Raw genomic sequence first — 11,914 nt, forward strand, 5'->3', positions numbered from 1 at the left:
TGCGATGCATGGCAGCCGAGGGCAAGGCGCGAGGATGACGCATGGCGAGCCATGCTAAGACGAGTAACGCAGCCATCGGTTGCCAGGCGCGCAAGCAGCGACTCCGACCTACCGGGATAGGTTCTAAGTGCGTGACCGTACAGACCAGCACCCGGCGTCGCCGCATGCTGATCCCCTCATCATACGGAGGCCACCATGTCATTTTTAAAGCGCGATACATTTGGAATGTACTCGAACAAGCACAGCAAGGGCCCCGGCCCCGAACTGATGGGCGCCGACACCCTGCTCGGCGATCACGTCCACAATCTGAAGGACGAGCACCTGGGCGAGATCAAGGAAATCATGCTCGATATGCGTACCGGAAAAATTGCGTACGCGGTCATGGCCAGCGGTGGCGTGCTGGGCATCGGCGCCAAGCTGTTCGCGGTGCCATGGCAGGCCTTGACGCTCGACACTGTCAACCACCGCATGACCTTGAACATGGACAAGGCAAAAATCGAAGCGGCGCCCGGCTTTGACAGCGACCACTGGCCCGACATGGCCGATGGCAACTGGGCCAGCCAGATTCACGGTTACTACGGCACGTCCGAGCGCTGATGCACCGCAGTGGCAGGCTGGCGGCGTCAGCAGAAATCGCGGCTCTGGGTGCCCAGCCGGCCCAATAAATGGGTCAGGTCCACCAGGCGCCGGGCCACCAGGTGCCGCACCTTGCCCTCGCACTGCCACACCCCGTACACCCCCAGCAGATGGGCGCGCAGCACTTCGGCGCGCTGCTGCTCGACCAGCTTGGGCCAGACGATCACATTGACGTTGCCCGTTTCATCTTCCAGCGTCAAAAACAGCACGCCCTTGGCCGTGCCGGGCCGCTGGCGCACGGTGACGATGCCGCAGCCGCGCGCCAGCTGACCGTTCTGGTAGTGCTCAAGCACCTCGGCGGTCATGAAGCGCTGCTTGAACAGGGTGGCGCGCAGCAGCGCCAGCGGATGGCGGCCCAGCGTCAATCCATGCGAGCGGTAGTCACCAACGATGTCATCGCCCTCGCTGGGGGCGGCCAGCACCGGGACGTCTTCTTCGAGCGTGGTGGGACGCAATAAATCCTTGTCGGCGACGGCGCCCACCGCTTGCCACAGGGCGTCGCGGCGGTGACCGGCCAGTGCCGCCAGCGCATTCGATGCCGCCAGCACCGCCAGGTCGGCACGATCGAGTGCCGAGCGGCGCGCCAGGTCGGCCACGCTGGCAAATGGCCGGATGGCGCGGGCATCCTCGATGCGCGCGGCCGCCTCGCGCGCCATGCCACGCTGTAAAGCCAGGCCCAGCCGCACGGCCGGCTGGCGTGTGCCGCCGTCATCGTATTCTTCCAGGGTCGACTCCCACTTGCTCACCGTGATATCGATGGGCCGCACCTCGATGCCATGGCGGCGCGCATCCTGTACCAGCTGTGACGGACTGTAAAAGCCCATCGGCTGGCTATTGAGCAGGGCGCACAAAAACGCCGCCGGTTCGTGGCGCTTCATCCACGAACTGGCATAGGCCAGCAGGGCGAAGCTGGCCGCATGCGATTCGGGGAAACCGTATTCGCCAAAACCCTGGATTTGCGCGAAGATCGATTCGGCAAAGGCGAGCGGATACCCGCGTTCGAGCATGCCGCCGACGATGCGCTGGTAATACTGCTCGAGGCCGCCCTTGCGTTTCCACGCCGCCATCGCGCGGCGCAGCTGGTCGGCCTCGCCCGGCGTAAAACCGGCCGCCAGGATGGCCACCTGCATCACCTGTTCCTGGAAGATGGGCACGCCGAGCGTGCGTTCGAGGGCGCCCTTGATTTCTTCTTTTGGATACTCGGGCTGTTCCAGGCCCTGGCGGCGGCGCAGGTAGGGATGGACCATGCCGCCCTGGATCGGCCCCGGGCGCACCACCGCCACTTCGATGACGAGATCGTAAAACACCCGCGGCTGCATGCGCGGCAGCATGCTCATCTGGGCGCGCGATTCGATCTGGAACACGCCCACCGTATCGGCGGCACAAATCATGTCGTAGGTGGCGACATCGTCGTGGGGGATGTCCTGCATTTCGAACACGGTGCCGTGGCGCGTGCTGATCAGCTCGAGACCGCGGCGCAGCATCGACAGCATGCCCAGCGCCAGCACATCGACTTTCATCAAGCCCAGTTCTTCCAGGTCGTTCTTGTCCCATTGAATCACGCTGCGGTCGGCCATGGCGGCGTTTTCGATCGGCACCAGGCGCGACAGTTTTCCGCGCGCGATGACGAAGCCGCCCGGGTGCTGCGACAGGTGGCGCGGAAAGCCCAGCAGCAGGCTGGCCAGGGTGGCCCATTGCTGCGCCAGCTCAGACTCCGGGTCGAGACCGCATTCGGCGAGTCGGCTGATCAGGTCGCTCTTGCTGTCGAACCAGTAATGGGTCTTGGCCACTTTTTCGACGATGGCAAGATCGATGCCAAGCGCGCGGCCGCTGTCGCGCAGCGCGCTCTTGGGGCGGTAGCTGATCACCACGCCGGCGAGGGCGGCGCGGGTGCGGCCGTATTTGTTATAGATGTACTGGATGACTTCTTCGCGACGCTGGTGTTCGAAGTCGACGTCGATATCGGGTGGTTCGTTGCGTTCTTTGGAAATGAAGCGTTCGAACAGCAGGTTGGCGCGGGCCGGATCGACCTCGGTGATGCCGAGGCAATAGCAGACGGCCGAATTGGCGGCCGAGCCGCGTCCCTGGCACAGGATATTGTTGGCGCGGGCGAAGCGGACGATGTCGTAGACTGTCAAAAAATACTGTTCATACGTCATTTCCGCAATCAGGCCCAGCTCGTGCTCGATCTGCGCCTGCACGCTGGCAGGGATGCCGTCGCGAAAGCGCCGGTGCGCGCCGATATAGGTTTCGCTGCGCAGGTACGACGCTGCCGTATGGCCGGCCGGCACCACCTCGTTCGGATACTCGTAGCGCAATTCGTCGAGCGAAAAGGTGCACAGGCTGGCGATGTGCAGCGTTTCGGCCAGTGCGGCCGGCGTATAGATGTTCGCCAGCCGCAGGCGCGCGCGCAAATGCTGCTCGGCGTTTTGCGCCAGCCCGTAACCGCACTCGGCCACGGGTTTGCCCAGCCGGATGGCCGACAGGGTGTCTTGCAAGGGTTTGCGTGAGCGCACATGCATGCACACGTGGCCGATGGCGGTGACGGCCAAACGATGCTGGGCTGCCACTTCCTCGATGGTCAGGCGGTGCGATTCGTCGTAGGCGCGATGCAGCAGGTTCAGGCCCAGCCAGGCGCGCTGCTCGAACACCCGCGCCATCCAGCTGGCCTGGATGTGCAGGCGGTCGACGTCGGCGGCATCGTGGCCGGGGTAGGCGGGCAATAAAATCGCCAGGCAATCGGGCATGCCAGCCAGGTGGGCGAACTGGGCAGGCGGCGCCGCCAGGTCGGACGGCTTGAGCAGATAGCTGCCCTTGTCGCCGCGGGTGCGGCCGATGGTGATCAGTTCGCTCAAATTGCCGTAACCATTGCGGTTTTGTGCCAGCAGGATCAGCGACAGCGCCGTGCTGCCATCCTCGCCCTGCAAATGAAAATGGGCGCCGATCAGCAGCGGCAGCGCCGCCTTTTTCGCTTCCGCATGGGCGCGCACCACGCCGGCCAGCGAACACTCATCGGTCAGCGCCAGCGCCGCATAGCCCAGCTTGACGGCACGCGCAACGAGCTCTTCGGCGTGGGAAGCGCCTTGCAAAAAGGTGAAATTCGACAAACAAAACAGCTCGGCGTAATCGGGCAAGCCGGACGCCGGCACGGAAAGGAAGGACATGATATCGACCAGGCAGCAAAATACTGTATAAAAACACAGTATAGCTGATCTGTTTTCAATCAAGCCAATGCAAAAAAATGGCGCCGTAAGGCCACAAGCAAGCATGGGACTGGCACCTGGGTGCCAGTCCCCCTGCCAACGAGGCGACCGTAGAACAGACGCGGGTTTGCCTCCCGTCTCAAAATCATCTGGCTCCGCCAGTCATTTTGAGCTGACTATCCTTTCGCCTCTAAGCCGGTTTTCCCTTCGCCTCTCACTTCAGTCCGGACAAAAGTAGGTTTTTACTTTTGTCCGCTCAAGCCACTACTAATAATTTTTTGTTGACGAATTCCATGATGCCAAGATCGCCAAGCTCACGGCCATAACCCGAGCGCTTGACCCCGCCAAACGGCAACTGCGGCTGCGAGGTGCTCGACGAGTTAATAAACACCATGCCCGTCTCGATGCGTGCCGCCATCGCCTTGCCGCGCGCGATGTCGCCGGTAAAGATGGAGCCGCCGAGGCCAAAGCGCGAATCGTTGGCCAGCGCGATGATGGCGTCGTCGTCCGCGGCCACGAACACTTGCGCCACCGGACCGAAAAACTCTTCGTAAAACATGGGGTTGGCAGGCGTCACGCCGGTCAAAATGGTGGGCTCATAAAAGTAGCCACGGCGTTCGGGCTGCTTGCCGCCAATGACGACGGTGGCGCCGTGGGCCACCGCAGCCTCGACCTGGCGCGACAGATTCTCGCGCGCGCCTTTCGAGGACAGGGGACCGAGCGTGGTCGCGGCGTCGAGCGGGTCGCCCATGGTAGCGGCGCCCATGTGGTTGGTAAAGGCGGCGAGGAAGGCGTCAGCCACGTCGGCATGCAAAATAAAGCGCTTGGCCGCCGTGCACACCTGGCCGGCGTTCGACAGGCGCGCGCCCGCCCCCACCTTGGCCGCCTTGGCGACGTCGGCATCGTCGAGCACGACGAAGACATCGCTGCCACCGAGCTCGAGGGTCGATTTTTTCAGCATTGCAGCGGCGCGCGCTGCGACCGCGCTGCCAGCCCGCTCGGAACCGGTCAGGGCCACGCCCTGCACGCGGTCGTCGCCAATGAGCACCGCCACCTGCTCCTTGGTGATGAACAGATTGCGCAGCACGCCGTCAGGGGCGCCAGCGTCGCGCACCAGCGCCTCGAACAGCTCGGCGCACTGGGGGACATTTTCAGCGTGCTTGAGCAACACCGGGTTGCCGACGGCAATCGCCGGTGCCACCACGCGGATCAATTGGTACAGCGGAAAATTCCACGGCTCAATGGCCACCAGCACGCCCACCGGGTAGTGCTCGACCACCGCTTCGCCGCGCGCGATGGGATATGGCACCGGCGCCAGCATGGTCTTGGCATGCTCGGCGTAGTAGCGGGCAATGCCGATACACAGTTTGACTTCGCCCTGCCCTTGCGCCAGCGGTTTGCCCATTTCGGTGGCCATGGCGGTGGCGAAGACGTCGACGCGCTGCTCGAGCAGGTCGGCCATGCGGGTAAGCACCGCCAGGCGGGTGTCGATGGGGCCGCGCGACCAGGCCGACTGATACGCCGCGTGGGCCTGGCTCAGGGCCGCTTCCATCTGGTCGTCCGTGTGCAGGGGGAAACTCTTGACCAGTTCTTCGGTGAACGGGTTGATGCTGGCGTAATGATGGGACATGGCTTCCTTGTCTGATGGCAGGTGAATGGCAACAGTGTAGAAGAATTCGCCCAGCGACGTCGCCGCCTTCGCCGCCACCAGCGTCACCAGCGGTCACCAGCGCCACCGGCAGCACCTGCCGCACCTGCAGGCGATCCGTTTATACCGTTTGCATGCAAGGCGGTTGGGCATCGCCATGCACTAACACAGTGCAGACCTATCATCCTAGTGCAATTAATTATGTTTCTATAATGTTGCTTTATGCCCACACGCGGCGCTTACTCCCCAAAACAGTGCTTAGAATTAAATTTTGCTATCTGGAGAATGCAGCGTGTTGAATATCGCCCCCTTGCGCCGTGCCGTTTTGCTCAGCCTGTACGGCAGCGCGGCCCTTGCCGCTTTCCCCGCCGCCGCCCTGGCGCAAACGGCGCCCGCGCCGGTCGCCGGCGACATGCAAACTGTCAATGTGGTCGGTTCACGCCGCGCCGGCAGCGTCTCGGCCACCGACACCATCGCCCCGGTCGACGTCATTTCGCTCAGCAAGGCCAGCGAGACGGGTGCCCAATTTGATCTGGCCCAGACCCTGACGTATATTTCGCCGTCGTTCAATTCGACCCGCCAGACCGGCGCCGATGGCGCCGACCTGATCGACTCGGCCGCCCTGCGCGGGCTCGGTTCCGACCAGACCCTGGTGCTGGTCAACGGCAAGCGTCGCCACACCACCGCGCTGGTGAATATTTTTGGCGCGCGCAACCGCGGCAATACCGGCACCGACATGAATGCGATTCCCCTGCTGGCGATCCGCAACGTCCAGGTGCTGCGCGATGGCGCCGCCGCCCAGTACGGCTCGGATGCGATTGCCGGCGTCATCAACATCGAACTCAAGCGCAGCCTCGGTTGCGAAGCGGTCACCGGCGCCGGCGAATATTCAGCGCGCGACGGCAAGAATTACATGGGCTCGGCGTATTGCGGCTTCCAGGTGGGCGATGGCGGCGTCATCGGCATCACCGGCGAAGCGCTCAACCGTGGCCGCTCCAACCGCGCCGACGCCGACAGCCCGCGCATCATCGGCGATTCGCTGGTGCGCAACCGCACCCTCTATGTCAACGGCGACATTCCCGCCGGCCCGGACGGCAAGCTGTACTTCACCGCTGGCGTGCAAGACCGTTACGGTTCGAGCGCCGCCTTCGGCCGCGGCGGCATCGGCTCGGACGACATCCCGTCGAAAAATTCGGCCGCCATGTACCCGGCCGGCTTCGCCCCGTTTATTAACGCCAATGTCGACGACCGCTACGGCACCATCGGTTACCGCACCAAGCTGGGCGAGTGGAATGGCGATCTGTCGCAGACCTATGGCTACAACAAGATGATGTACAACATCAGCCATACGCTGAACGCCTCGATCGCCAACCATGACCTGCTCACAGGCGGGCGCGGCGTGAGCGCCAGCAGCTTCAATGCGGGCGGCTTTTCTTTCGAGCAGCTGACCACGAATGCTGACCTGAACCGCTTTTATGGCGACATCCTCGGCGGCCTGAACGTCGCCTTCGGCGCCGAATACCGCCGCGAAAATTACCAGATCTTCGCCGGTGAACCCGGTTCGTATATCGATGCCGACGGCCTCGGTTTCGGCGGCAATGCCGGCAGCCAGGGTTTCCCCGGCTTCCAGCCCGGCGACGCTACCGACAAGAGCCGCCACAGCAGCGCTGCCTACATCGACCTCGAAGCGGACCTCACAGCGCGCATCAAAGTGCAAACGGCGCTGCGCCACGAAAAATACAGCGATTTCGGTTCGACCACCACCGGCAAGCTGGCAGCGAGCTTCAAGGCGGCCGACACGGTGCTGCTGCGCGGCTCGGCCAGCACGGGCTTTCGCGCGCCATCGCTGCAACAAGTGTATTTTTCGTCGACCTTCACCGATTTCGTCGGCGGCGTGGCCAAGGACGTGGTATTCGCACCGAATGGTGGCGCGGTCACCGACGCCGCCGGCATCCCCAAGCTGAAGGAAGAGAAATCGAAGAGCTTCACGCTGGGCGCGACCTGGTCGCCGACCACCGCCACCGCCGTCACGGCGGACCTGTACCGCATCAATATCGACGACCGCATCGTGCTGTCGGGCCGTTTTGATTCGGGCAATTACCCGGCGCTGGGCAAGCTGCTGCTCAACCTGGGGGTGGCGTCGGCGCAGTTCTTCGTCAACTCGATCGATACCCGCACCCAGGGGCTGGACCTGACGGTGTCGAACAAGCGCGATCTGTTCGGCGGCAAACTGAACACCTTCCTGGCGGCCAACTTCAGCAAGACCGAAGTGGTCAATGTGCATGCGCCAGCCTCGCTGACCGGCTTTGAAGATGTTCTGCTGTCCGAGCGCGAGCGCCTGTTCATCGAGCAGGGCGGCCCACGCCGCAAGGCCACGCTGGACTTCGACTACACCTATGGCAAGGTCGAGACGGATTTTAAAATCATCCATTTCGGCCCGCAGACGCTGGGCACCTTCTCCGGCCCACCGACGCCACCGATGCAGTACGCATCGAAAACATCGGCTGACCTGGCCTTCACCTACGCGTTCACCGAGAAAACCAAGTTCACCATGGGCGCGGCGAATATTTTTAACGTCAAGCCCAGCGTGCAAGACCCCAACGAGACCGACAACGGTTTCAAATACGAGAGCGTGCAGTTCGGTCTGAACGGCACGTCGTATTTTGCCCGCCTGTGGCACAAGTTTTAAACTGAAGCAGCAGTAAACCAAAACGGTTTGCCAGAGGCCTTTCTGGCAAACCGTTTATATCGTTTACTCTACCAACTCGAAGGCGATTAATCCTTCAGCTGCGCCATCAAGGCCTCCAGCTTCGGCCTGGCCGCCATCCGCGCCGCCGCTTCCATGTCGCGGTACAGCGCCAGCACCCGTTCTCCGGCCAGCGTCACCTGCGCCCCACCCCCGCGTTGTCCGCCAGCGGCGCTATGCACCAGCGGCTCCCTGAAGCAGCGGTTCATGACGTCGACCAGCAGCCACGCGCGCCGGTACGACATATTCATTGCGCGCGCGGCGCCGCTGATCGAGCCACTGGTGCGGATCGCATCGAGCAGGTCAGCCTTGCCCGGCCCCATCGCCACTTCATCCTCGCACAGCAGGCGTAGCGACAGCCTGCTGCTGTATCGGTGTGTGTTCATGGTGTCTTCATCGCTTCTCTCTAGCGCAGCGACAGCAGCGCGGTCGCCTTGACCTGCGCCCACACCGTCATGCCCGCAGTCAGGCCGAGCTGGTCATGCGAGCGCCGGGTGATACGTGCCAGCAGCGGCGCGCCGCCGGCATCGAGCCGCAGCACCACGTGGGCGGCGTCGCTGGCCGGCCAGCTCGCCACCACCTGGGCGCGCAGCTGGTTCATGATGGAACTGTCGGCGTGCGCACTGAGGGTGACGCTGACGTCGCGCGCCAGCACCCGCAAACGTATGCTGGCACCGTCGCCCACCGGCGCATGCGCCACATGCATCACCCCCTGCCCTGTACCGATGCGCAGGCGCAGCAGGCCGTACGGCGCATCGTAGCCATCGGCGATGCCCTCGACTACCATGCCGGCGTCTTCCGACAGCGCCATCGAACTGTCAAGGCGCGCCAGCGTCTGCGCTGCCGGGCCGCTGGCCAGCACCTTGCCGGCGTCGAGCAGCACCACGTGATCGGCCAGCCGCGCCACTTCCTCGATCGCGTGACTGACATAAATCATGGGAATGGCCAGCTCGCGCTGCAGGCTCTCCAGGTAGGGCAGCACTTCTTCCTTGCGCTTGCCGTCGAGCGAAGCGAGCGGTTCATCGAGCAGCAGCAGGCGTGGCCGCGTCAGCAGCGCGCGCGCAATCGCCACGCGCTGGCGCTCACCGCCCGACAGGCCTGGGGCGCGGCGCGCCAGCAGGTGGCCGATGCCGAGCAGTTCGGTGGCGCGCTGCAGCACGGCGGCGCTGTCGGCCGCGCTCACACCCGAGCGCTGGCGGGCAAATTCGAGGTTGCCGGCCACTGACAGATGGGGAAACAGGCTCGCTTCCTGAAACACATAGCCGATGCTGCGCCGGTGGGGCGGCACGAACAGTTGGCGCGCTTCATCCTGCCACAGTTCACCATCAACCTCGATGCGGCCGTTGGCATGGCGCTCGAGTCCGGCAATTGCGCGCAGGATGGTGGTCTTGCCGGAACCGGAATGGCCGAACAGGGCACTGACGCCCTGCCCCGGCAAGGCCAGCTCGAGCTGCATGGAAAAATCACCGCGCGTGAGGGCGAACGCGACTTGCACGGACGGTGCCGGCAGCAGGCGATCGAGCTTCATGCGCGCTTGCCGGTTGGATTGAACGTATATAACAGCAGCAGCGCGGCGAAACTAAAAGCCAGCATGCCGCCGGCAAGCCAGTGCGCCTGCACATATTCGAGTGCTTCGACGTGATCATAAATCTGCACCGACACCACGCGCGTCTTATCCGGGATATTCCCGCCCATCATCAGCACGACGCCAAATTCACCGACCGTGTGGGCAAAGCCGAGCGTTGCCGCCGTCAAAAAGCCCGGCTTGGCAAGTGGCACCACCACGCTGAAAAACGTGTCGACTGGACCGGCGCGCAAGGTCGCCGCCACTTCCAGCGGCCGGCTGCCGATCGCCTCGAAAGCATTGTGCAGCGGCTGCACCACGAACGGCAGCGAGTACAGCACCGAACCCACCACCAGCCCGGCAAAAGTAAATGGCAGCAAACCCAGGCCGAGGCCCTCGGTCAGCTGACCAATCGGCCCGTGCGGCCCCATGCTGATGAGTAAATAAAACCCCAGCACCGACGGCGGCAATACCAGCGGCAGGGCAACGATGGCGACCGCCACACTTTTCAGGCGCGAGCGCGTACGCGCCAGCCACCAGGCCAGCGGGGTGCCAAGCAACAGCAGTAATACGGTCACGATGGTCGCCAGCTTGATGGTCAACCAGATCGCGCCCCAATCGCCGGAATCTTGCATGGGGCGATTTTACAGCGGGTAAGCGAACGGGTCGATGCGCGGCCACGCAGCTGTAATTGGCTGGATTTGCGCCATTTTCTGGCAGCGAGTGCAGGCCGCGCCCACCCATGTTTTCAATGCAGCAACAAGACACATAACAAATACTTTCAGTTAAACAATTTAGTGGAAATGCCGCAACAGCGACCGGGCAAACGGGCGGCCAGATTCCCAGGAGCAATGCAAGCTGGGTCATAATTCGTTGCCGCATTGGATCACGCAGGCACCGAGCGTTATATTCTAAGATATATTTCGCTCGAAAATTATTCCGTATGCATCTTTTCAGGGACCACTATGAACAAACCATTATTTGCCGCTGCCCTTCTGGCTGCGGGCCTCACTCCTGCCTTTGCCCAAACCTCGGTCAACATCTACGGCATCGTCGATGCCGGCCTGGTGCGCGAGATGGGCGGTACCAGCAATGCAACCAAGGTCAGCAGCGGTGTCGCTTCGGTATCGCGCATCGGCTTCCGTGGTACCGAGGACCTGGGCGGCGGCATGTCGGCCTTGTTCGTGCTGGAAACGGGTTTCAAGGCCGATACCGGTGAAGTCGACACCGCCGGCACCATCTTCAACCGCCAGGCGCTCGTTGGCATCAAGTCCGAAGTCGGCACCGTCACCCTGGGTCGCCAGTACACGCCGTACTACTCCACCATCACTGGTTACGCCGATCCGTTCGCCGCTGGCCTGGCCGGCAGCGCCAAAAACCTGCTGCCCACCTCGGGCTCGAACACCCGCACCAGCAACACGGTGATGGTGGCGTCGCCAAAAATCGCCGGCGTCACCGGTGAACTGGCCTACAGCGTCGGTGAACAGGCCGGCAGCAACAGCGCCGGCCGCCAAGTTGGTGCTGCGGTGACCTACGCCGTCGAGCGCCTCAACGTGCGCCTGGCCTACAACAACCGCAACAGCGACATCAGCGCCGCCGCTGGCGCCGCCAGCGTTCCTGTGGTGGCCGCCACCAGCCGCGATATCGGCACCAACACCCTGCTCGCTGCCAACTACGACTTCGGCATCGTCAAGGCCTACGCTGCATTTGGCGTCGACAAGGGGTATAACAGCGGCGTGCTGCCTAACACCACCAACCCGTACGGCGCCACCGTGCGTCCAACGGCATCGACCAACAGCACCGACCTGCTGATCGGCGCCACGCTGCCAGTGGGCGAAGGCACCGTGATTGCTTCCGTGATCAACAAGAACGACAAGACCACGTTCAACCAGGATGCCACCCAGGTCGCAGTTGGCTACACCTACGCCCTGTCCAAGCGCAGCACCGTGTACACCTCGTACGGCAAAATCAAAAACCGTCGCGGCGCTGGCTACACGGTCGGCAATGGTACCGATGTGGGCTCGGGCGATTCGGCCTATAACCTGGGCTTGCGTCACGCGTTCTAAATGAAGGGGCCAGCGTCTGCTGGTTTCGAAACTGGACAGGCACCGAAGGGT

Annotated in this window: 8 protein-coding genes; 3 read left to right on the plus strand and 5 right to left on the minus strand. The window is 63.2% G+C overall.

All coding sequences use genetic code 11. The features are described from left to right. Nucleotides 1-195 precede the first annotated feature (195 nt). Nucleotides 196-597, plus strand: coding sequence for a PRC-barrel domain-containing protein (locus ACP7BZ_RS02380; RefSeq protein WP_426110040.1), 402 nt, complete (start codon nt 196-198; stop codon nt 595-597). A 26-nt stretch (nt 598-623) separates the two neighbouring features. Here ACP7BZ_RS02380 and ACP7BZ_RS02385 read toward each other — a convergent pair whose 3' ends face one another. Together ACP7BZ_RS02385 and ACP7BZ_RS02390 are read right to left on the minus strand one after the other, a co-directional pair. Beyond that, nucleotides 624-3,800, minus strand: a complete 3,177-nt coding sequence (locus tag ACP7BZ_RS02385) for an error-prone DNA polymerase (RefSeq protein WP_426110041.1) — start codon at nt 3,798-3,800, stop codon at nt 624-626. A gap of 295 nt (nt 3,801-4,095) precedes the next feature. Beyond that, nucleotides 4,096-5,469 carry an NAD-dependent succinate-semialdehyde dehydrogenase gene (locus ACP7BZ_RS02390; RefSeq protein ID WP_426110042.1) on the minus strand — a complete coding sequence of 458 codons (1,374 nt, stop codon included), beginning with the start codon at nt 5,467-5,469 and terminating at the stop codon, nt 4,096-4,098. A 310-nt stretch (nt 5,470-5,779) separates the two neighbouring features. Between ACP7BZ_RS02390 and ACP7BZ_RS02395 the strand changes: the two genes are divergently transcribed. Beyond that, a complete protein-coding gene (locus ACP7BZ_RS02395; protein WP_426110043.1) occupies nt 5,780-8,176 on the plus strand; it encodes a TonB-dependent receptor plug domain-containing protein in 2,397 nt (798 codons plus the stop codon). Nucleotides 8,177-8,262: 86 nt separating this feature from the next. On the opposite strand, the gene ACP7BZ_RS02400 is transcribed toward ACP7BZ_RS02395, so the two are convergent. From ACP7BZ_RS02400 to modB, 3 genes are read right to left on the minus strand one after another with little or no spacing between them, the layout of a single operon-like run. After that, nucleotides 8,263-8,619 carry a winged helix-turn-helix domain-containing protein gene (locus ACP7BZ_RS02400; protein ID WP_426110044.1) on the minus strand — a complete coding sequence of 119 codons (357 nt, stop codon included), beginning with the start codon at nt 8,617-8,619 and terminating at the stop codon, nt 8,263-8,265. A 20-nt stretch (nt 8,620-8,639) separates the two neighbouring features. Further along, the gene (gene modC / locus ACP7BZ_RS02405; protein ID WP_426110045.1) at nt 8,640-9,761 is read right to left on the minus strand and encodes a molybdenum ABC transporter ATP-binding protein; all 1,122 of its coding nucleotides are present in this window, start codon (nt 9,759-9,761) and stop codon (nt 8,640-8,642) included. Beyond that, nucleotides 9,758-10,432, minus strand: coding sequence for a molybdate ABC transporter permease subunit (gene modB / locus ACP7BZ_RS02410; protein WP_426110046.1), 675 nt, complete (start codon nt 10,430-10,432; stop codon nt 9,758-9,760). The genes modC and modB overlap by 4 nt, the downstream gene beginning before the upstream one ends. A gap of 330 nt (nt 10,433-10,762) precedes the next feature. Between modB and ACP7BZ_RS02415 the strand changes: the two genes are divergently transcribed. Beyond that, nucleotides 10,763-11,863 (plus strand): porin, encoded by a 1,101-nt coding sequence (locus ACP7BZ_RS02415; RefSeq protein ID WP_426110047.1) that lies wholly within the window; start codon nt 10,763-10,765, stop codon nt 11,861-11,863. Nucleotides 11,864-11,914 lie beyond the last annotated feature (51 nt).

It is taken from the genome of Massilia sp. PWRC2 (assembly GCF_049896725.1).
GTDB lineage: Bacteria > Pseudomonadota > Gammaproteobacteria > Burkholderiales > Burkholderiaceae_D > JAFCUW01.